The 22233-nt window shown below is 39.8% G+C and carries 22 protein-coding genes; 12 read left to right on the forward strand and 10 right to left on the reverse strand.

The genetic code is table 11. From position 1 onward, the window contains the following. Positions 1 to 34 precede the first annotated feature (34 nt). A complete protein-coding gene (locus tag DYE54_RS08725; protein ID WP_115310856.1) occupies positions 35 to 409 on the reverse strand; it encodes a RidA family protein in 375 nt (124 codons plus the stop codon). A gap of 145 nt (positions 410 to 554) precedes the next feature. On the opposite strand from DYE54_RS08725, the gene DYE54_RS08730 reads away from it, so the two are divergent. The 6 genes from DYE54_RS08730 (at position 555) to DYE54_RS08755 (ending at position 5838) form a co-directional block, all read left to right on the forward strand. Continuing rightward, complete coding sequence (locus tag DYE54_RS08730; RefSeq protein WP_245935712.1) at positions 555 to 1106, forward strand: methylated-DNA--[protein]-cysteine S-methyltransferase; 552 nt, start codon at positions 555 to 557, stop codon at positions 1104 to 1106. A 139-nt stretch (positions 1107 to 1245) separates the two neighbouring features. Next, positions 1246 to 1707 carry an NfeD family protein gene (locus DYE54_RS08735; protein WP_115310858.1) on the forward strand — a complete coding sequence of 154 codons (462 nt, stop codon included), beginning with the start codon at positions 1246 to 1248 and terminating at the stop codon, positions 1705 to 1707. A 31-nt stretch (positions 1708 to 1738) separates the two neighbouring features. Beyond that, a complete protein-coding gene (floA, locus tag DYE54_RS08740; protein WP_115310859.1) occupies positions 1739 to 2746 on the forward strand; it encodes a flotillin-like protein FloA in 1008 nt (335 codons plus the stop codon). Positions 2747 to 2763: 17 nt separating this feature from the next. Next, positions 2764 to 3351, forward strand: a complete 588-nt coding sequence (locus tag DYE54_RS08745; RefSeq protein ID WP_115310860.1) for a hypothetical protein — start codon at positions 2764 to 2766, stop codon at positions 3349 to 3351. Positions 3352 to 3381: 30 nt separating this feature from the next. Next, on the forward strand, positions 3382 to 4161 hold the full coding sequence (locus tag DYE54_RS08750; RefSeq protein ID WP_115310861.1) for a ferredoxin reductase domain-containing protein: 780 nt from the start codon (positions 3382 to 3384) through the stop codon (positions 4159 to 4161). 108 nt (positions 4162 to 4269) lie between these two features. Then, positions 4270 to 5838, forward strand: a complete 1569-nt coding sequence (locus DYE54_RS08755) for a nitrite/sulfite reductase (RefSeq protein WP_115310862.1) — start codon at positions 4270 to 4272, stop codon at positions 5836 to 5838. Between the two features lie 153 nt (positions 5839 to 5991). On the opposite strand, the gene DYE54_RS08760 is transcribed toward DYE54_RS08755, so the two are convergent. From DYE54_RS08760 to rbsK, 7 genes are all read right to left on the reverse strand, one after another. After that, positions 5992 to 7167, reverse strand: a complete 1176-nt coding sequence (locus DYE54_RS08760) for an aminotransferase class I/II-fold pyridoxal phosphate-dependent enzyme (RefSeq protein ID WP_115310863.1) — start codon at positions 7165 to 7167, stop codon at positions 5992 to 5994. Then, positions 7160 to 7672 carry an Lrp/AsnC family transcriptional regulator gene (locus DYE54_RS08765; protein ID WP_115310864.1) on the reverse strand — a complete coding sequence of 171 codons (513 nt, stop codon included), beginning with the start codon at positions 7670 to 7672 and terminating at the stop codon, positions 7160 to 7162. Before DYE54_RS08765 ends, DYE54_RS08760 begins: the two co-directional genes overlap by 8 nt. A gap of 259 nt (positions 7673 to 7931) precedes the next feature. Then, positions 7932 to 8843: a ribose ABC transporter substrate-binding protein RbsB gene (rbsB, locus tag DYE54_RS08770; RefSeq protein ID WP_115310865.1), complete on the reverse strand. Its 912-nt coding sequence runs from the start codon at positions 8841 to 8843 to the stop codon at positions 7932 to 7934. A 9-nt stretch (positions 8844 to 8852) separates the two neighbouring features. Continuing rightward, on the reverse strand, positions 8853 to 9788 hold the full coding sequence (locus tag DYE54_RS08775) for an ABC transporter permease subunit (RefSeq protein ID WP_115310866.1): 936 nt from the start codon (positions 9786 to 9788) through the stop codon (positions 8853 to 8855). Then, positions 9788 to 11269, reverse strand: coding sequence for a sugar ABC transporter ATP-binding protein (locus DYE54_RS08780; protein WP_115310867.1), 1482 nt, complete (start codon positions 11267 to 11269; stop codon positions 9788 to 9790). Before DYE54_RS08780 ends, DYE54_RS08775 begins: the two co-directional genes overlap by 1 nt. A gap of 75 nt (positions 11270 to 11344) precedes the next feature. Continuing rightward, positions 11345 to 11758, reverse strand: coding sequence for a D-ribose pyranase (gene rbsD / locus DYE54_RS08785; protein ID WP_115310868.1), 414 nt, complete (start codon positions 11756 to 11758; stop codon positions 11345 to 11347). A gap of 1 nt (position 11759) precedes the next feature. After that, complete coding sequence (gene rbsK, locus DYE54_RS08790; protein ID WP_115310869.1) at positions 11760 to 12650, reverse strand: ribokinase; 891 nt, start codon at positions 12648 to 12650, stop codon at positions 11760 to 11762. A gap of 243 nt (positions 12651 to 12893) precedes the next feature. On the opposite strand from rbsK, the gene DYE54_RS08795 reads away from it, so the two are divergent. Next, positions 12894 to 13229, forward strand: coding sequence for a zinc ribbon domain-containing protein YjdM (locus DYE54_RS08795; RefSeq protein WP_115310870.1), 336 nt, complete (start codon positions 12894 to 12896; stop codon positions 13227 to 13229). A 152-nt stretch (positions 13230 to 13381) separates the two neighbouring features. Here the strand turns inward: DYE54_RS08795 and DYE54_RS08800 are convergent, their stop codons facing one another. Beyond that, positions 13382 to 14620, reverse strand: coding sequence for an FprA family A-type flavoprotein (locus tag DYE54_RS08800; RefSeq protein WP_115310871.1), 1239 nt, complete (start codon positions 14618 to 14620; stop codon positions 13382 to 13384). 245 nt (positions 14621 to 14865) lie between these two features. Then, entirely contained in the window at positions 14866 to 18606 is a 3741-nt protein-coding gene (locus tag DYE54_RS08805; RefSeq protein ID WP_115310872.1) for a phosphoribosylformylglycinamidine synthase, read from the reverse strand. Between the two features lie 265 nt (positions 18607 to 18871). Here DYE54_RS08805 and DYE54_RS08810 point away from each other — a divergent pair, with 265 nt between their 5' ends. The 5 genes from DYE54_RS08810 (at position 18872) to purE (ending at position 22217) form a co-directional block, all read left to right on the forward strand. Beyond that, entirely contained in the window at positions 18872 to 19753 is an 882-nt protein-coding gene (locus tag DYE54_RS08810) for a LysR family transcriptional regulator (protein ID WP_115310873.1), read from the forward strand. Positions 19754 to 19834: 81 nt separating this feature from the next. After that, complete coding sequence (locus tag DYE54_RS08815) at positions 19835 to 20410, forward strand: xanthine phosphoribosyltransferase (RefSeq protein ID WP_115310874.1); 576 nt, start codon at positions 19835 to 19837, stop codon at positions 20408 to 20410. A gap of 45 nt (positions 20411 to 20455) precedes the next feature. Next, positions 20456 to 20950 carry a type III secretion system chaperone family protein gene (locus DYE54_RS08820; RefSeq protein WP_115310875.1) on the forward strand — a complete coding sequence of 165 codons (495 nt, stop codon included), beginning with the start codon at positions 20456 to 20458 and terminating at the stop codon, positions 20948 to 20950. Between the two features lie 76 nt (positions 20951 to 21026). After that, positions 21027 to 21518 (forward strand): hypothetical protein, encoded by a 492-nt coding sequence (locus DYE54_RS08825; protein WP_115310876.1) that lies wholly within the window; start codon positions 21027 to 21029, stop codon positions 21516 to 21518. Between the two features lie 207 nt (positions 21519 to 21725). Further along, entirely contained in the window at positions 21726 to 22217 is a 492-nt protein-coding gene (gene purE, locus DYE54_RS08830; RefSeq protein ID WP_115310877.1) for a 5-(carboxyamino)imidazole ribonucleotide mutase, read from the forward strand. Positions 22218 to 22233 lie beyond the last annotated feature (16 nt).

Raw genomic sequence — 22233 nt, forward strand, 5'->3', positions numbered from 1 at the left:
GGAGAAGTGCTTTGTAGTGTTTGCTTATATTTAATTATTCAGCAATTGCGATAACTTCGACTTCCACAGAGAAGTTAGCTGGTAATTCTTTAACCGCTACGCAACTACGAGCTGGTTTGCTTGTGAAATATTCTGCATAGATAGCATTAAATTTAGCGAAATCATTAATATCTGCTAAGAAACAAGTAGTTTTTACTACTTTGGAGAAATCAGAGCCTGCTTCTTTTAAAATGGCTTCAATATTTTTCATTGATTGTAAAGTTTCGGCTTCAACGCCACCTTCGACTAATTTGCCTGTTTCAGGATTAATGCCACCTTGACCAGAGATAAAGACAAAGCCATTGGCTTTAATAGCCTGTGAGTAAGGACCAAGTGCTTTTGGTGCATTTTCTGTAAATACTGCGTTCATAATGAAACTCCTTTCATAGACAATCACGTACTTAAATGAGTATAATTTACTTATACACTTATTATAAAATAAGTTGCTCCATAAGTACAACTGCAAATGGACAAATTATACTAAAATGTACAATTCCACGGCAAAGGAGGGTTTTATGTCGCAGATATTTTATTCGTATACTCGTAGTTTCCCTAGTATTGGTGCGATTACTTTGTATAGTGATGGCGACAGTTTAGTAGGTCTTACAATGCCTTCACAGCAATATGAGGTGGCTACCGACACGAGTTTAATTATTGAAGAATCATTACCTATCTTTGATGAAACCTTTATGTGGTTGACAGATTATTTTAATGGACATATATCAACAAAGTTACCTCAAATTCGCTTTATAGGCACAGCATTTAGGCAAGCAGTTTGGCAAGAATTGTGCCATATACCTGTAGGCTCTTTAGTTACTTACGGTGATTTAGCTAGAACATTGTATCCTAAGGATCGAAATACAGGAATTAGGGCACGGGCGATCGGGGGCGCCGTGGGACATAATCCGATTCCTATTATTGTGCCTTGTCATAGGGTTATTGGGGCAAATCATAATTTGACTGGATATACAGGTGGCTTAGCTATCAAAGTAAAACTTCTTGAACTAGAAGGTTTTGATGTGAGTCAATTGAAGTGGCCTAAACGGACAACAAAGAATACCGTATAAATGTATAAATCCCTGCTAGTCTAGCTTGATTAGGGGGATTTTTTATGACTTCATCAAAATTTTAGGGGAAGAAAAAAGGTATTTTGTAAAACCGTATCGAATTATATAAATAAGATTGAATGGAGAAAGGAGGAGAGGCATGATTACGTATTTAGTGATTGGTGGCGTAGTTTTACTAGGCATTGAATCTTTGGTGCCTGGTATTGGGATATTTGGCTTGCTAGGTATAATTGCTCTCTTGGGAGCTCTTTATTTATATTTGGGGGCGGGCCTATTGGCTACTATGGTTGTGGCCGTAGTGGCAATCATTGCCTTAATCGTTGGGGTTTGGTTAATTAGAAAGGCCCCTAACAGTCGTCTTGGTAAAGCACTAACTTTGACCTTAGAATCTACGAAAGAACGTGGGTATAGTGGTAGTGAAGAACGCAGTGATTTACTGGGTAAAACTGGTATAGCTCAATCTGTATTACGGCCAGCTGGGCGAGTTTTGTTTGATCAACAGCCGGTTGATGTAGTGACGGATGGTGAATTTTATGAACCTGGTACTGAAGTGGTTGTCGTTGAAGTAACCGGTGGTCGTATTGTAGTTAGAAAAGTCTAATGTAGTTAGTAAAACATAATGAGGAGGACGTATGGAAGATTTATTGAGTTTTAGCTTTATTTTTGTAATTTTTGCCGCCATTGTGGTTATATCTTTATTTTTCCATTTTGTGCCGTTAGGGCTCTGGATTTCAGCCTTAGCTGCTGGCGTAAATGTAGGTATTTTTACATTGATTGGCATGCGTTTGCGCCGTGTATCGCCATCGAAGATTGTGTTGCCTTTAGTAAAAGCGAATAAGGCCGGCTTAACGGTAAATGTTAATCAGTTAGAGGCCCATTACTTGGCTGGTGGCGATGTTGACCGCGTAGTAGATGCTTTAATTGCGGCTGAACGAGCTTCTATTCCGTTGACCTTTGAACGGGCGGCAGCGATTGACTTGGCTGGTCGTGATGTGTTAGAAGCAGTACAGATGAGTGTTAATCCGAAAGTGATTGAAACGCCGACTATTTCAGCTGTTGCAAAGAATGGTATTGAACTTAAAGTTCGTGCTCGAGTGACGGTACGTGCGAATATTGATCGTTTAGTTGGTGGTGCAGGTGAAGCTACGATTATTGCCCGTGTTGGGGAAGGTATTGTTACGACGGTAGGTTCTTCCGAGGAACATACAGATGTATTAGAAAATCCAGATCACATTTCACGGACTGTATTGAATAAAGGCCTTGATGCAGGGTCTGCTTTTGAAATCCTATCCATCGATATTGCTGACGTAGATGTGGGACGTAATATTGGGGCTCAGCTTATGACGGATCAAGCGGAAGCGGACAAAAATATTGCGCAAGCGAAGGCGGAAGAACGCCGTGCTATGGCGGTGGCCAAAGAGCAAGAAATGCGAGCCTATACTCAAGAGATGCAGGCAAAGGTTGTGGAAGCACAGGCAGAAGTACCACAGGCCTTATCGCAGGCATTGCGTGATGGTCATATGGGTGTTATGGATTATTATAATATGAATAATATTATGGCTGATACTAAGATGCGTGAAACAATTGCTGATGGTGAAACGACTGAATTGTCGACACAACAAGATAACCATAAGAAATAAGTAGCGGAGGCTAATATATGGATTTAGGTTTACTTGTGTTTTTATTGGTATTAGGATCTGTCATTTTTGATAGCCGTAAGAAAAAGCGTTCTCGTAATCAAGAGAATCCAGGTCAACAAGAGCCGACAGACGTGACTTCAACAAAGCGAGAACCGTATGATTGGTCAGAACCAAGTCGTCAGTCGCGACCTGGGCCGAAGCCGTCTAAAACAGCGAAGAAATCTTCAAAAGATACTATGACCTGGGAAGCTATGGAAGAGTATTATGGTATAAAAATGGAACGCAAAGAAACGCCTGTAGCAAGTGGCCAAGAAAAGCCTGAGGCGAAGGAAGCAATTCTGGCAACATTCCCAAGTAAAGAGAAGTCGGTAGACAGTAAGTCGGAGCTGGATGAGAGAACCAAAATACTAATAAAAATTGCGGAAGAAAATAATAATAAAAAAGAACCGTCTCTGCCTCAGGGGAAAGTCTGGGAGCCAACACAATTAAAACCAACGCATAAACGTTCACAAGTGTTGCCACCAGGTGGTTTACAGGCAGGTATAAAGTGGTCTTTAATTTTAGAGCCACCTAAGGCTAGACAATGTAGGGGGTATCGTCATTAATAGGAAGAAGCAAAGAGAGGAGTTTCTCTTATGGCAGTACGAATTGCAGAGATATTAGGCTGTCGCCGTTTAGGACGATTGATGAGGACCTATACATTGGCTATGCCTGAAGGCCTGACTTGGGCTGGTGGGGCTAATATGAAGATAGGCTTATTTGAAGGACTGGATCCTACGATGGGTTCAAGGATTAAAGGTTGTGATTTAGCCACTCGAAATGCTGAGTCAACTGCATTAACGCCAGCCTCTTTCGACCCTAAATATACGAGAGTGGTGTCGATATCGACACGACCACAAGATGGGGTTATCGTATTTTCCACTCGAATTCCTGATAATCCGTCCATATTTAAAGGTGACTTGGCAACGTATGAAGTTGGCGATAGTTTATTTATCTTAGAAGTAAATAATCATTTAACTGTGCCAGCCGAAGGACCTCTAGTGTTATTGACACAAGGGGTGGCCCTATCAAGTATGCATGCGTTTATTCGCGATATATTAGAGGCTGGTGGCGAAGGACCCATTATATGTGTGAATGTAGTGGAGCCTGTAGAAGAATTACGTGATTTAATGGTGGCTGATGAGCGAGTTCAATATATTTTTAAGAGCAATCGGTATGCGTTTGAGCAAACGGTACAAACAATATTGAAAAATGAATCAACGATAAGAAATTCTCGCTTTGTTGTACTAGGTGGTCATGGATTTATGAAACAATGGATTCATGGATTACGGACAGCCGGTATAGAGGACGAACGAATATTTATTGATCGGTTAGATTCACAACGTAGTATATACTTCCCTGAAATAAGTCCCTAGCACGGCATTCAGTATTGACGCGGTTTAGGGGACGTGTTACGATTGAATAGTTGTATATCATCTTGATTGATATAAGTATGTCGTTACAAAGATTGAGAGGGACAAGTTATGACATTTTTGACCAATGAGGTGAAGGAACGCCTCATTAAAGATTTACCAAGTTTTGCTAAAACGAGTGAACAATTCTTTAATAAAGAAATTTCTGTTAATGATTATAAGGGCTTGTCTGGTCCTTTTGGTACTTATGCAGAACGTGGTGCTAATACGGCTATGTATCGTTTGCGTTTGCCAGGGGGGCGCATTACGCAACAACAATTAGCGTTCTTAGCAGATATGTTTACACGTTTTGAATTGCCACATCTTCATTTTACAACAGGCCAGTCTATCCAGATTCATGGCTTACAGGGACCACAAGTTGTTGAAATGTTTAGAGAATGCCATGCTCATGGCATCTATTCTCGTGGTGGTGGTGGTGACCATCCACGTAATATTGCCGCTAGTCCTTTACGCGGTGTAGTTGCTGGTGAACCATTTGATATTACACCATATGTACAAATTGCGAGTGAATATATTCTTACATTGATTCCTGATTTTAAAATGCCTCGTAAACTTAAAATCGCGTTTACCAATGGTCTTGAAAATAGTACCCATGTTACTTTTAAGGACTTAGGGTTCTGGGCACAAGCTGATGGTACTTTTACTGTGTATGCAGCTGGTGGCTTGGGTGGTAATCCCCGTAAGGGCATTTTATTAGCTGAAAAGGTAGATCCTGCTGAGATTTTATACTACATTAAAGCGATGGTTCGCACATTTATTGAAAATGCAGATTATAAAACACGCAGTAAGAACCGTACTCGTTACATGGTAGCGGATATGGGTGAAGATAAATTCCGTGAAACATTTAATAAATTCTTAACGTTTGTAAAACGGACTGAAAATTTAAGTTTCGAATTGCCAGAAACAGCCATTACTAAAACAGGCACTGAACATTTGACAGACGAAGAGTTAGCTAAGGCTAATGGCTTAATTGGCGAACAAGTACAAGATGGTTTATACTACGTGTATTATCATCCAGTAGGTGGTCATGCACAACCGGTAGTGGCTCGTGATGTATTCCAATACGTAGGCTCCTTAGAAGGTGCTGAAGCCCGTATGACCAGTGAAGAAGGGACTTATTTTATTAATTTAACGGCTACGGAAGCACGTAAAGTGTACGAGTTAATTAAAGATGATAGTTCCACTTCTGAGTTTTCTGCTAGTGTATGTTGTGTAGGGGCTGCTAAATGTCAGGTCGGGTTCCAGAATTCTCAAGCAGCCTATAAGGATATTTTAGCGCATTTGGCGGCTGAAGGAATTGATGATAGCTTATTACCTAAGATTCATATGTCTGGTTGTCCATCTTCTTGTGGTACCCATCAAATTGGTACGCTTGGCTTACATGGCTTTGTTAAACAAGTAGACGGTAAACCACAGCCAGCATTTAACCTGTTCAAGGGCGGTAGTGATGCCTTAGGATTTGTTACGTTTGGTGAACCTTTAGGCGCGATTACTACAGCTGATTTACCAGCTTTTTTTGCTGACTTAGCCAATACCTTGAATAAAGCAGGTCAACCTTATGATACATGGATTAAAGATCATAGTGATGACTTTGAAACGCTAGCTAAAAAATATATCTAACGCTTTAAGGAGGATATAGAAGATTCTTTCATAATTAAATATGTGAGTTAAGAAATAGATAAGCCGTAGGCTACTAAAAGTTAGTAGACCTACGGCTTATTTTTAGTTATATATGGTATTTTAAGTAATGGCGGGCCTCATTGTAGGCTACGATTATTGTTTGATTTCTGTTAAGAATTCTTTAATTCGTTTTAAGGCCTCTTTAATATTGGCTAAGGAGTTAGCATAAGCTACGCGGACGAAACCTTCACCACAGTCGCCAAAGGCATTACCTGGCACGATAGCGACATGTTTGGCAAAGAGAAGTTTTTCACAGAAAGTTTCAGAGTCAAAGCCTGTGGAACGAATATCAGGGAATACATAGAAGGCGCCTTCTGGTTCAAAGCAAGTAAGACCTAATTCATTAAAGGTATTCACTAAGAGACGACGACGAATATCGTATTGATCACGCATGTACTCAATATCCTTATCGCCATTTTTAAGGGCTTCAATAGCGGCATATTGTGCAATGGATGGTGCACTCATAATGCCATATTGATGAAGTTTAGTCATTTGTGCAATCACTTCTTTAGGGCCTACGGCAATGCCTAGACGCCAGCCTGTCATAGCGAATGCCTTAGAAAAACCATTAATGACGATAGAGCGTTCCTTCATACCTGGAATAGAAGCAATTGTTACATGCGGTTGCGAACCATAGGTCAACTCACTATATAATTCATCAGAAATGACAAATAAATTATGCTTTTCAATGACGTGAGCGATTTCTTCTAAATGTTCACGGCGCATAACGGCTCCGGTTGGATTATTAGGAAATGGGAGCACTAATAGTTTAGTCCTTGGTGTAATATGTGCTTCTATATCAGCCGCAGTGAGGCGGAAGTTATTTTCTGCTTTAGTCTCAACTTGGACAGCCACGCCTTTAGCAACTTCTGTAAGTGGTGTATAACACACAAAGCTAGGTACGGGGATGAGGACTTCATCACCAGGATTAAGTAAACTACGTAGCGCCAAATCAATCGCTTCAGAGCCACCGACACTGACTAAAATATCAGTTGCAGGCGCATAGCTTACACCATATTTTCGTTCAAACCACCGACTGATTTCTTCTCGAAGATCAGCAAAACCCCGATTGGGAGAATACCAAGTTTTACCTTTTTCTAAGGAATCAATACCTGCTTCGCGGATATGCCAAGGGGTAGAGAAGTCAGGTTCCCCAATGCTAAGTGAAATCACATCATCAATTTCACTGGCAATATCAAAAAAACGGCGAATACCGGAAGGTTTTACATTAGCTAATTCTTGATTTAAAAACTGATCATAATTAATCATAGAACACATTGCTCCTTGTTTCTTTTTGTACCTCATCATGGTAAATTACGTTACGGTCTTTGTAACGGCTAAGAATGAAGTGTGTGCCCGTACCGCGTACCCCTTCGAGTGTAGATAGTCGACGAGCTACAAAAAGGGCAATATCACGCATACTTTTGCCTTGGATGATAACTGTTAAGTCATAGCCACCAGACATGAGATAAACGCCTTCTACTTCTTCAAATTGCATAATACGGTGGGCTAATTTATCAAAGCCTTGTTCTGGTTCTGGCGTTACCTGTAATTGAATGAGAGCCGTGGCCTTATTAGCATCAATTGCTTCCCAGTCAATAACAGCTTGATACCCTTTGATGATACCTTGTGATTCTAAGGCGGCAATACGTTCAGATACCTCGGCTTCGGCTACACCTAGCATGGCGGCTAATTGGCCATGGGTTAAATTAGCATCCGCGGCCAAAAGGTCGAGTAGCTTTTTGTCAGTAGCAGTTACATTAGAATTACTCATAATTAATGTCTCCTTTCATCTATCGGAAGGGTGAAACCATCCGAGGTAGGTCGGTTAGTCCGACGATTCATATACTGTCTATTTTACCACTCTTTGAAACTGAATAAAATAGTTGATTTAAATAAAATGCGTAAAAATTATAATTTAAATAACTTATATGCATATATAAAACAAAGGCCCTTACCACTAGTTAATATAGTTAGTAGTAGGGGCCTTTAATAGTTTCTATATGAGTTTCTATCAAATTTGTTGAAAAGTATTATTGTTTAGTAACAACTTTTAATTCTACAGGAATTTTGCTGTCAACTTGTTCGCCTTTGATCACTTTAGCAGCAGTATCTACGGCAATTTTACCCATTAATTCAGGTTGTTGGGCAATCGTAGCTGCTAAGGTACCATCTTGTACAGCTTTTTGTGCATCTTCAGTGCCATCAAAACCTACGATAAATACTTGTTTACCAGCAGATTTAGCAGCTTGAATAGCACCAAGCGCCATTTCGTCATTGTGAGCGAAGATAGCTTTTACATCAGCGTTAGCTTGAAGAATGTTTGTGGATACGTTTAAGCCTTTAGTGCGGTCAAAATCAGCACTTTGTTTAGCTACTACGTCTAAGGATTTATCAGCTACATTGTGGAAACCTTGACCACGTTCGCGTGTAGCCGATGCACCAGGGATACCTTCGATTTCAGCCACTTTAGCATTATTACCTAATTTATCAACGATTAATTGAGCAGCCATTTCGCCACCTTTTACATTGTCAGAAGCGATGTGGGCTACGACTTTACCATTATCAGTAGAGCGGTCAACCGTAATAACAGGAATGTTTTTAGCATTGGCAGCTTCTACAGAAGTAGCGATAGCTGCGGAGTCAACAGGGTTAACGATTAAAATGGATACACCACTTTCTAATAAATCAGCTACGTCATTAGCTTGTTTAGCTGGGTCATTTTGAGCGTCAACGATTTTAACTTTAAGACCTAATTCTTTAGCTTGTTTTTCAACACCATCTTTTAAAGATACAAAGAATGGGTTGTTTAAGGTAGAAACAGAGAAACCGATAGTACCTTGTTTTTTGTCGCCATCGCCACCGTTAGAAGAGCTGGAGCCACAGCCAGCGATTAAGCCAATCACTAGAACCATAGCAGCGATGATTGTTAATAATTTTTTCATTCTAACCTCCTACGCTTTTTTGCGGTCCCCAAGGACAGCAAGTAAAATTACAATACCTTTTACAATTTGTTGATAGAAACTGGAAACGTCGAGAATATTTAAACCATTATTTAAGGTACCAATGATAAGGGCACCAATTAAAGTGCCAACGATGTGACCACGGCCACCAGCAAGGCTAGTACCACCAAGTACTACGGCTGCGATAGCATCGAGCTCATAGCCCATACCAGCAGTAGGTTGGGCCGAGTTAAGACGAGAGGTGATGATGGCCCCTGCAATAGCACTAAGCATACCTGTTAAGGCATAGGCAAAGATTTTTACGCGATTAATCTTAATCCCTGCAATGTAACTGACTTTTTCACTACCACCAATAGCATAGGTTTGGCGACCTAGCGATGTTTTCTGTAAAATGAACCATAAAATGAGGAAGGATAAAAACATAGTGATAGCTGGGATTGGGAGTCCGGCTATATCGCCTTGTCCAAAAGCGTGGAACATAGGATCTGAAGTAAGACCACTAATAGGATTACCATCTGTGAAAACCAGCGTGGCCCCGCGGTAGATGGTCATCGTAGCCAAGGTGGCAATGAATGGAGCCACTTTGCCATATGCAATTACAATACCATTGATACCCCCTAAGAGGATACCAACGCCAGCAGACGCTAAAATAGCCACTTCTGGATTCATACCATTGACGATAAAATTGGCCATAATAGCACTTGATAAGGCTAAGATAGAACCAACCGATAAGTCAATACCGGCTGTTAAAATAACAAAGGTCATACCAAAGGCAATAATGGCATTGATAGATACTTGGCGTAATAAGTTACGCAAGTTAGAAAAATCTAAGAAGCTGTCATTAAGACTAGCAATGATAATAAATAACGCAATTAGACCGATGAGGGGGCCTAATTTTTTGATTGTGTCTGTCATAGTTCGATTCATTATTGTCCTCCTGTAGCTAGGTTCATGATGGATTCTGGCGTTGCCGCTGCACGGTCTAAAATACCAGCTACGGCGCCTTCGTGAATAACCATGACCCGATCGCTCATACCTAATACTTCTGGTAGCTCTGAGGATACCATGATGATGGAGACCCCTTGGCTAGTTAATTCATTCATTAAGTCATAAATATCTCGTTTGGCCCCGATGTCGATGCCTCGAGTAGGTTCATCCATGATGATGATAGAGGGGGAGAGGCCAATCCATTTGGCGATAACGACTTTCTGTTGATTCCCACCAGACAGGGAGGAGGCTGGCAAATGAACCGATTGGGTTTTAACACCGAGTTTTTTGGATAAGGTGTCAGCAAACGTTACGAGTTTATTTTTATTTAATACATGGGTAGGGCAGACTTGTTTTAGATTGGGTAAGGTAATATTTGTACCTATAGAAAAATCAAGAATTAAGCCTTCGCCTTTTCGGTCTTCTGTAATAAAAGCAATACCAGCTTTTATCGCGTCTTCTGGTTTTTTGAAATGAAGAGGTTGGCCGTTTAAGGTGATTTCACCGCCATCATGAGAATCGATACCGAAAATGGCACGCATGATTTCAGTACGACCAGCGCCCATAAGACCAGCAACACCTAAGATTTCACCTTTTCGTAAATCAAAGGAAATATCATGTTTAAATTCTTTCGGTTTTAAATGATTGACCGTTAGAATCACATCTCCTGGAGTAGTTGTACGATCAGGATAGAACTCATCAATTGAGCGTCCTACCATATCACGGACTACTTCATCGACTGTAGTATCTGTCACTGGTTTGGTGCTAATTGTATGACCATCGCGCATAACCGTAATGATGTCACATTCACTAAATACTTCTTCCATACGATGAGAGATATAGACAATAGCTACGCCTTGTTCTTTTAATTGGCGCATCATGCGAAAGAGTGTGGCTGTTTCACGTTCTGTTAATGCCGCAGATGGTTCATCCATGATAACGACTTTGGCATTGAGCATTAAAACACGTAAAATTTCCGCCATTTGCTGTTGGCCAACGGAACAAAGACCCGCTTCTTTAGTTAATGGCAGGTCAATTTTCATTTCTTCACATTTGGCTTTGGCTTCTTGTAGCATAGCCTGTTTATTAAGCATACCTAAGCCATTTGTTTTAGGCTGCATTAAGTACAGATTTTCTAGTAGGCTTAGATTAGGCCAAATATTTAATTCTTGATGAATGAAGGCAATGCCGTGCTTTTCCGCTTCACGAGGACTGCTATAGGTTGTATTTACACCATCGATGGTAACAGTGCCTGCATCAGCCTTATGAAGACCGGTCAGAATATTCATGAGGGTAGACTTACCAGCTCCATTTTCACCCATTAGGGCATGCACTTCACCGGCTTTTAAAGTGATATTAACATCTTTAAGTACCTGGTTAGTACCAAATGCTTTGGCAATGCCGGTCATTTTAATTTCCATTATAATCTCCTGCTTAGTTTATTTGTCTGGAATATAGACAGACATATGATTTGTAGTTGCTACATATGTATGTAATTATTTTTCTTCATTAAAGATACAATCTGCTTGTAAAATTACATTGGCATACGGTGTAGTTTCACCTGTACGGATAATGCATTTACAGTGTTTAGTAGCTTCTTTAAATTCTTCATGGCTTGTTAAACGCCATGCGTAGCGATCTTCTGGATATAATTCTTGAAGAACGGCATAATTTCTAGGATTTTCCGTTTTTATAGGTTCGGCCACATGGATTGATTCAGCTTGCATATGTTCTTTGAGCAGTCTTACGACTTGTTCAAAGCTAGGTGTACCAAAGGCCAGGGCTAAATCAATTTTTAAGACTCCCGTTGGTACGGGAAGACCGCAGTCACCGATGCAAATAGTATCTGTATGACCTAAATCAGCTAATACTTTAGCAATATGACTGTTTAAAATACCACCTTTTTGCATATTAGCTCCTTTCGGCGAGGAAGGCTGTTACTTCAGCTGCCGTTGGCATACCTTCTTGAGCGCCTAATTTTAAAATAGAAAGAGCAGCCGCTGCATTTCCATAGTGAACAGCTTCTTCAATGGTTTTATTATTAACAATGGCTGTCGCAAAGGCCCCATTGAAGGTATCGCCAGCACCCGTTGTATCTACAGGTGTTACTTTGAAACTACGCATGCGTCGCAATTCGCCATCTTGTGCGTAGGCAACCCCTTCACTGCCTAAGGTTACAATAATTTTACCTTCATTAGCTAAGATGATATCTTCCGTATTATTGGCTGGGTAGAGAGCAGCTAATTCATGTTCATTGGGGGTAATGTAAGTGGCATTCGTTAGCCATTGCGCTTCTAAATCAGCAGCTGGTGCTGGATTTAAAAGCACTTTAATACCGTTTTTAGCGCATTTTTCGGTAATATAACCGATTGTAGGTAATGGAATTTCATTTTGTACCATCACTAAATCAGCTTTTTCTATAGCGTCCCACGCTTTGTCGACAACGTCTTTTGAAACGTGTGCATTCGCACCGGATAATACAATGATGCTATTATCGCCTTCGGCTAGTGTAATATGAGCTGTGCCGCTATTTTCATTATCTAAAGTTATAAGATAATCGGTATTGATTTGGTAACGGTGTAAATTATCTTTAATCATTTGACCATAGGCATCATTACCGATGCAACCAACCATAGTTACCTTGGCACCAAGTTTAGCCGCCGCAACGGCTTGGTTAGCCCCTTTACCACCAGGGGAAATATTTAAGCCTGTGCCTAAAATAGTTTCACCTGCAGCGGGACGCTTTGAGGCCAATACGGTAATATCTATATTACAACTGCCGATAACCACAATATTATTCATGGAAACCTCCCTAACGTTTAATGTGCATTTCTTTAGTATACACCAGATTTCTTTATTTTAATAGATAGTTTAATTCTTAATTTAGTATATACTAATTATTTGTGGTTGCCTACTGTCAAAATACAATGACTAAAAATATATATGAAATATGGTAAAATTAGGAATTTTATTTTAAAATAGGTTGAAATTTTGATAAAATATAATATATCTATTAGAAAAAACGTATTTTAAAGGAGGATTTGAATGGCGACGTTACCTAATTGTCCAAAATGTGGTGAAGCTTATACATATGAGGATGGTCATATGTATATATGCCCAATGTGTGCTCATGAGTGGACAGCTGCTGATGCAGAGAGTGAAGCAACTGCTCTAGTTGTGCGTGATGCTAATGGCAATGTTTTGCAAGATGGCGATTCCGTGACTATTATTAAAGATTTGAAAGTAAAAGGTGCTTCTGTATTAAAACAAGGTACACGGGTAAAAAATATCCGTCTTGTTGATGGCGATCATAATATTGATTGTAAAATTGATGGTTTTGGGGCGATGGCGTTAAAATCAGAATTTGTGAAAAAATTATAAGTCATATTAGAATAAATTAGAAAACCCCTCCACAGTGACTCTGTTTATATGCATTGAGTCAACGTGGAGGGGTTTTTATTTAGATTAAGAACTTATTTTTATAACTTTCTCTGTATTAGACTGAGTCAATTAACGGATAGGTAAGTTATATATTATAAGCTAAAGGTTTGAATTTCAGTAGCTTCGATGGAGGCTACAATATCATCAGCTAATTTTTCAAAGAGTGGTAATTGTTGTGGATGTAGAGCGCCACGAATATCGAGTGGGGTACCTACAATTTCCATATCTTTAAATTCATTTGTAAAGTATTCAACCATTCGTTTCATAGCCGCTGAAGCCCAAGAGTGATTACCTACAATGGATACTTTATGATTGTGGAAGTTAAGAGCTTTCAATTCATATAATAAGTTTTCCATAGTGAGGTATAAGGCTAAGTTGTAAGTAGGGGCCATACATACGAGATGGCTGTACTTCCAAGCATCGGCAATGATATAGGATGGATTCGTTTTAGAAACGTCGTAAATTTTAATATCCGTAATGCCACGTAAAGACAATAATTTAGCCAATTGTTGTGCCATTTCAGCGGTGTTACCATACATGGAGCCAAAGGCAATGACTACGCCTTTCTTTTCAGCTGAGTAAGTGCTCCAGTGCATGTATTTTTCAATCATATATTTAATGCTTTCAGGCGTACGCCAGATTGGACCGTGTAGTGGTGCAATCATTTTAATGCCTAATGGTAGTGCTTTTTTTATTGCATTTTGTACTTGAACACCGTATTTACCAACGATATTGGTGTAGTAGCGACGTGCTTCGTCTTCATATACGCGTTCAAAATCAAGCTGATCGGCAAAGATATTGCCATTAATGGTGCCAAAAGTACCAAACGCATCAGCTGAGAATAAAATACCTGTAGTAGCTTCAAAGGTACAAGTAACTTCTGGCCAATGTACCATTGGCATTGTATAAGAATGTAAGGTATGTTTACCTAATTCAATTGTGTCGCCTTCTTTTACTTCATAGTAATTATCTGGACAAGGGCGACCATAAAATTGTTCGAATAAGCGGAAGGTAGTACGATTGCCCACCAATTTTACATTAGGGTAACGATCAACTAATTCAACTAACGTAGAGCAATGGTCTGGTTCCATGTGATTAACCACAACGAAATCCAAGTCGCGACCATTTAGTAAATATTCAACATTGTCAAAAAATTCTTGACGAATGCTGTCATCTACAGAGTCAACGATACAAGTTTTTTCATCATCAATAAAATAAGAGTTGTAGCTAACACCTAAAGGAATTGGGAATAGATTTTCAAAACGTTCTGTATCCCAATCATTGCTACCTATCCAATAAATATTATCTGTCAATTTTTGTGCGCAATGCATGTCCGTACATCCTTTCAACTTAAGAATAACAAGAGCTGGTTATGTCTCTAAACTTATTCACCAACTATTATGATACTAGTAATCATATAGATACGCAACCTATAGATAAGAAAAAAACGACATTTGTCATGCCGTTTTCTTCTTTTAGTATGCATTTTTTGAAATAATAGGTGTTTCCAATTGGTGTATTTCAAAATGAATTATGTTTATAAGTACCTAATTAGTAGTGACACTCGTACATATAATTAATCTTTGAAATACGCTACACCAGAGGCAAAGACAGGCATACCTTGTTGGCCTGGAATATTTTTAGCAATGCCATAGCCAGTTCGTTCAATATGTCCCATTTTGCCAAAAACGCGCCCATCTGGACTAAATAAGCCTTCGATGGCGGCTACCGATTGGTTTGGATTAAAGCGCGCATCATAGGACGCAATCCCTTCCAAATCTACATATTGTGTTGCAATTTGACCACTGCGGTTAAATTCAACAACTTGGGCTGGGGAGGCAATGAAGCGTCCTTCACCATGGGAAATTGGTACTGTGTAGATTTCGCCAGCTTTAGTGAGATTCATCCATGACGATTTTGTAGAAATAACTTTAGTACGAACCATACCAGATAAATGGCGTCCAATCGTATTGTACGTTAAGGTAGGACTAGATTCTGTCATAGGGGCGATATCACCATATGGTAAAAGGCCTAATTTAATGAGCGCTTGAAAGCCGTTACAGATACCTAATGCTAAGCCATCACGATTATGTAATAAGTTATGTAAAGATTCACTTAAATATGGATTTCGGAATAAAGTAGCCATGAATTTACCAGAGCCGTCTGGTTCATCTCCGGCACTGAAGCCACCAGGGAAGAATAGAATTTGAGCCTCATCTAATTTGCGTTTCATTAGTTGGATTGAGTCTTCTAGTTCAGCAACGGTACGATTGCGAATGATTACAATATCGGCTAGGGCACCAGCCGTTTCAAAAGCGCGCGCTGAATCATATTCACAGTTAGTACCAGGGAATACGGGAATAATAACCTTTGGCTTAGCGATACTTGGACTTTGACGCGGTTTGGCGTGTTGGTCGTGAATATAAGCAACCGCTTCACCTTGGCCTGATTTGGCTGTTAGTGGGAAAATAGGAGCTAGCGTACTTTCGTAGGCTGCTTCAAGTTCTTCTAATTCAAGCTCGTTATCATCGATGACGATTTGAGACTCTTCGGTAATGGTACCAAGTAATGTTACATGATCCTGTTTGGCCCATTCAGTTGCCGTCGTTTCATCGGTTTCAATAATCCAAGAGCCACTGTATGGAGCAAAGAGCATAGGTTCTACGTCGTCAATTAATTTTACGCCTAAGCGATTGCCTAAAGCCATTTTGGTAATTGCTGCGGCAATTCCACCTGCTTCAACCACATAGGCGGCGGCTACCTGACCGGATAAAGCGTGTTTAGTAATCGAGTCCGCTTGTGCTTTGAAGACATCCCAAGCCGGTGTAGCATCTGCTTTGCGTGGCGTGTTTATGTGTAATAGTACATGACCGGCCTCTTTAAGATGTGGTGTCATAATATCATCTACATTGGCTGTCGTAACGGCAAAGGATACGAGAGTTGGTGGTACCGTTAAATTCATGAACGTACCAGACATAGAATCTTTACCGCCAATAGCACCAATTTCTAATTGTTTTTGTGCATCATAAGCGCCTAATAGGGCTGCGACTGGTTTACCCCAGGCCGTTTTATCTTGATTTAACCGTTCAAAATATTCTTGTAAGGTTAAATATACAGAACTACGGTTTCCACCTAGAGCTACAATTTTAGCTACGGATAATAGGATGGCTTGTTGGGCTCCGTGGAATGGGCTCCATTCGGAGAGATAAGGGTCAAAACCATGTGTCATAAGGCTAGCCGTTTTTGTTTCACCATGTAATACAGGGAGTTTCGCCGCCATCCCTTGGACTGGCGTTTTTTGGAAGCGACCACTAAATGGCATGAGTACCGTACCCGCACCAATTGTACTGTCAAAGCGTTCACCTAGACCTTGTTGAGAGGCAACGGCCAAGTCTTTTAGGGTAGCAAGCCAATGTTCTTTGATATCGTCTACGATAGGTTCTTCGTAGTAAGTGCCAACGGGAGCGACTACGTGTGCAGCTTGGCTTTGTTTAGCCCCATTGGTATTTAAGAAATCTCGTGAAATATCTACAATGTTAGTACCTTGCCAGGTCATAATCAACCGATTAGAATCTGTTACATCAGCAACGATAGTAGCTTCCAGATTTTCTTCATCACAGAATTGGCGGAATGTATCCCAGTCATTGGCTGCGATGACACAGGCCATGCGTTCTTGTGATTCTGAAATAGCTAATTCAGTGCCATCAAGACCTTCATATTTTTTAGGTACCGTGTCTAAGTTGATGAGTAGGCCATCAGTTAATTCACCGATAGCTACGGAAACCCCACCGGCACCGAAATCGTTACAACGCTTAATTAAGGTGGTCACTTCTGGGCGACGGAATAAACGTTGAATTTTACGCTCTGTTAACGGATTGCCTTTTTGGACTTCTGCTCCACAGCTAGCCAGCGAGGATAAGTCATGTTCTTTTGAGGAACCAGTAGCACCACCACAACCATCACGACCTGTTTTACCACCGAGGAGCACGACAATGTCACCAGGGGCAGGGGCCTCACGACGTACATTACTGCGTGGAGCAGCCCCCACAACAGCGCCGATTTCCATGCGTTTAGCAACATAGCCTGGATGATAGTATTCGCGTACTTCACCTGTAGCGAGGCCAATCTGGTTGCCGTAAGAGCTATAACCACGGGCTGCGCCTACTGTAATTTGTGATTGTGGTAGTTTACCTTCCAAGGTTTCACTGAGAGGTGTTAATGGATTGCCTGAACCAGTAACACGCATGGCTTGATATACATAGGCACGACCACTTAATGGATCGCGGATACAACCGCCTAAGCAGGTAGCAGCGCCACCATACGGTTCAATTTCAGTCGGGTGATTGTGCGTTTCATTTTTGAAAAGTAACAGCCACTCTTCAGTTTCACCGTTTACATCGACAGGTACAACAATAGTACAAGCATTGATTTCATCAGATTCATCAATTTCTTGTAAGCCGCCTTGCTCACGTAATTCTTTGACGGCTAAGGTGGCCATATCCATTAAGTTACGTGCTTTTTCACGACTGGCGTAAAGATGACGCCGACCATCCATGTATTCTGCTAAGGCTGCTTGGATAGGCACCGTTTCCGGTGTATTATCAATCGTAATATCTGTTAGCTCGGTCATAAAAGTAGTATGACGGCAATGATCAGACCAGTAGGTATCTAATACTCGAATTTCAGTGATTGTTGGGTTGCGCTTTTCTGTATTGGCAAAATATTCTTGAATTAACTCAATATCGGCAGCACTCATAGCTAGACCTAATTCACTGCGCCAATTTTGTAATTCTTCAGGACTGGCGGTAATGAAATTATCTAAGGTGGCAACCGGTTCTGCTGGTTGCACATCAAGTTGTAATGTTGTAGGTAATTCAAGTGAGGCTTCTCTTGAGTCTACTGGGTTGATATAATATTGCTTTATACGAGCAATGTCTTTGTCACTTAAATCGCCTTCTAAAGCAAACACGCGGGCTGTGCGCACGGTTGCGCCTGATTTAAGGGTTAACATAGCTAGACATTGCTCAGCTGAATCAGCACGTTGGTCATATTGGCCAGGTACATATTCCGTGGCAATGATATGAGTTTGTTCTGTATGAGGGAGGGTGTCAAATAGTTCATCTACCGGTGGTTCGGAGAAGATGAGTTGCTTAGCGTTCGCTAAGTCGTCAGTTGATACGCCTTCAATGTCATAGCGTTCGTAAATGGTTACAGAATCTACGGGAATGCCGAGTTCGGTACGAATGGTGTGACACATAGATGTAGCTTCGTGCGCAAAGGTGTTACGCTTACGGACGAAAATGCGATGAATTGACATAGTAAGCCTCCTCGTAATGGTTGTCAATGAATGTACTAACTATTGTGTAGATGCTGAAATATAGATATAATATACCTATATTGACAATTCTAGTATATACGGTTTAGACTTATTAGTAAAGAAAAATTTAATTAGTTGGAGTTAATAATCAGTTTTTAATGATTAGATAAACTAATTAAAAAATAAGTTATACCTGTTGCTATGGTTTGACAGTATTTATGGGGTATTGAGTGGTAGTTGTTGTAAAGGAGATAAAAGATATTATATGAGTATTTCCACAGATTTGTATCGTACTTTTTTAGGGGTAGGGTTGCACTTATCCTTTTCTAAAGCAGCTAAAGAGATAGGGGTATCTCAGTCTGCTATTAGTCAAAGTATTAAGCAGCTGGAAAAAGAATTGAATATTGTACTCTTTGAACGTACGACTAAGTCAGTTTCTTTTACGCCGGAAGGAAAAGAACTTTTCGATACAGTGGCCAACGCGTTCTCTATTTTAGACAATGGGGTAACACAGTTACAAGATCGGCTTACGCATGAACAAGAAAGTGTGAAGCTGGCAGCCACCGATACTTTATGTCGCCACTTTTTATTGCCGTATTTTAAAAAATGGCAAGAAAAAGAGTTAGAAACGGGGTTACAGATTACGAATCGACCATCGCCTATTTGTGTGCAAATGGTTGAAAATCGAGAAGCCCAAATGGCAATTGTTAATACCTATGAAGGGCTAGAATCGAATCCGCAATTAGAAGTTATCGAATTACAGACTATGCAGGATGTATTTGTTGGTGGTCCTTTTTATAAAGGTATGGGAACAATTGATTTAAATCGATTAATGCAGGAGCCATTATTGCTATTAACGCAAGGGGCCGCAAGTCGTGAATTCTTTGATAACTTGACGGGCAAAGCTTGTAAAAAACCTTCCTTTGAATTAGGCAGTCTTGATGTTTTGATGGACTTAGTAGAAATTAATATGGGCATATCATTAGTGCCCGATATTTTGGTGAAACAAAAAATAAAAGAAGGGCGTGTGGTAGAGATTAAAACAGATATTATTGTGCCACCACGTAAAATTGCTTTAGTTCGGTCCCGCTTATTGCCCGTATCACAAGGGGCGGCGAAATTTATTGACCTTCTTTTAAAGAAGTGATATTGTAGTATAATCAGTATAGTATTAGTACTTGTAATGAGTACGTAAGTAATAAATATAACGCAACAAGGAGACTCTCGTATGGAATTGTTAAAAAAACGCATTATGGAGGAAGGCATTGTTTTAAACAATCGCGTCTTAAAAGTAGACAGCTTTTTGAATCATCAAATTGATCCTAAATTGTTTGTCGCTATTGGTAAGGAAATTGCGGCGCGCTTTAAAGATAAGGGCATTCAACGTATTGTGACCATTGAGGCTTCTGGTATTGCCGTCGCTTTGCAAGTTGCTATTGAGATGGATGTACCACTTGTATTTGCGCGCAAGAAAAAATCGATTCTTATGACGGACGATGTATATCATTCCGTAGTGTATTCCTATACTAAAGAAGAAAACTATGATGTGACGATTTCTAAGAAATTCTTACCACAAGGTGAGAAAGTTCTTATCATTGATGACTTCTTAGCTAGTGGGGAAGCGGCTATGGGGTTAGTTAAATTAGTAGAAAGCGCGGGCGATACCGTAGAAGGAATCGCTATTGTTATTGAAAAGTCCTTCCAACCTGGTCGTGAACGTTTAGAACGAGCTGGTTATGATGTACAGTCTTTAGTTCGGATTGCTAAATTTGAAGATGACCATTGTGTATTTATTGACGAGTAAGCATTGTCAATTTATTATTAGTATTATATAAAGGGAGATGTAATAATGAACACAAAAGCAGAACAATTTGATCAATTTTTACAAGAACGCAATGTGGCGAATTGGTTTACTAAAGAAGAACACCAAGATGATGTTCATTCCGTAGTATATCGTGGCTATTTTGATGTAGCAGCTCAACAGTTGCCATTGTTTGTAGTGTTAGATGATACTGTATTTAATTTGGTTCGTTTAGTGGTAACGACTGGGGCTGTACCGGCAGAAAAGCAAGCTGATGTAGTGGCGTATCTTAATGAATTAAATGGTAAATTTAAAATCTTCAAATACTATTTAGGGGAAGACGATAATGTCGTATATATGGATATTAGCTTGCCAGCGTCTAAAGAAACATTTGATCCTAATTTATTAGTTGGCCTTTTGTTAGAAGTATTAGAACCTCACATTAAAGAATATTACCCAAGCATTCTTGGTAAAGTGTTAGCTACAGAAGATTCAGATACTAAAGAAAAAGGTAAAAAAGATAAGAAAGATAAAGTAAACTAAGTATTCGTTTTTGCTAGCTAGTTAATCGATAGGTAAGATGACTAGTGATAAGTCCACAGAGCAGAAGAGGTGTAGTATGGCAAAGCCTAAGAATGAAAAAAGCACTGTTTTTGAGGCGTTCTTAGTTGAAGAAAACATAACTTGCTTTGATAAGCGTGAGATTCAGGACGAAGAAGATACTATTGTATATCGCTCTTATATTCAAACTGATATAGGTGATATGCCTATCTTTGTGTTGCTTGATGCAACGATTTATAGTGTCATACGCGTAGTGGTAGGTGGCAATGTAGTAACGCCAGAGAATTACCAAGCGATTGTGGACTTTATTAATCGTGAAAACAGTATTTATAAAAACTTCAAATATTATGTAGAGCATGATGATAATAGCTTATATTTAGACTGTGTATACATGTGTTCTAATTCATCGTTTGAACCACAGCTATTGTATGTGTTGATGAATCAAATTGTACAATATATGCCAAAAGCGGTACCAGCTCTTAAAGAGGCTATGGGGATTTCGCAATTGCCAGATCCCTTTATTGCTCATGCCCATGAACATGATGAATAATAATAAAAGACTCTCTAATTAATTTTAGAGAGTCTTTTTATTAATGTTCGGAAAGTATCGAACATTAATAAAAATAAATAAATCAACATTCGAATATTATATTGACTAATAAGTTTGGGTTTGTTAGAATTTAGATAGAAATTAATATCGTGATAGACTTGTGATTTTAGTCAATGTATAGGGTCAGTTTATATAGGAGGGACTCACATGAAAGTTGGCATTGTAATGGGTAGTGACTCTGATTTAGGAGTTATGAAAAAAGCGGCAGACGTACTGAAAGAGTTTGGTATTGATTATGAAATGGTTATTGCATCGGCTCATCGTACGCCAGAAGAAGTAAAAAAATTTGTAACTCGCTTAGAAGCTGAAGGTGCTATTGCCTTTATTGCAGGAGCTGGAGCGGCTGCTCATTTACCTGGGGTTATTGCTAGTTTCACTGTATTGCCTGTTATAGGTGTACCTTTAAATGCTACGGCCTTAAAAGGTATAGACGCTCTATTAGCGATTGTGCAAATGCCGTCCGGTATGCCTGTTGCTACTATGGCTGTTGATGGCGCTAAAAATGCGGCTTTATTTGCAGTACAAATTGGGGCTGCTCAAAATGCTGATTTAAAAGCGCAGTATAAAGTGTATCGTGAAGATATGGCAAAAGCAGTGATTGCGAAGAATGAAAAATTACAAGCAACATTAAATAAATAATTTAACGATTTCCCGT

It is taken from the genome of Veillonella criceti, from assembly GCF_900460315.1.
In the GTDB taxonomy this organism is placed as follows: Bacteria; Bacillota; Negativicutes; order Veillonellales; family Veillonellaceae; genus Veillonella_A; species Veillonella_A criceti.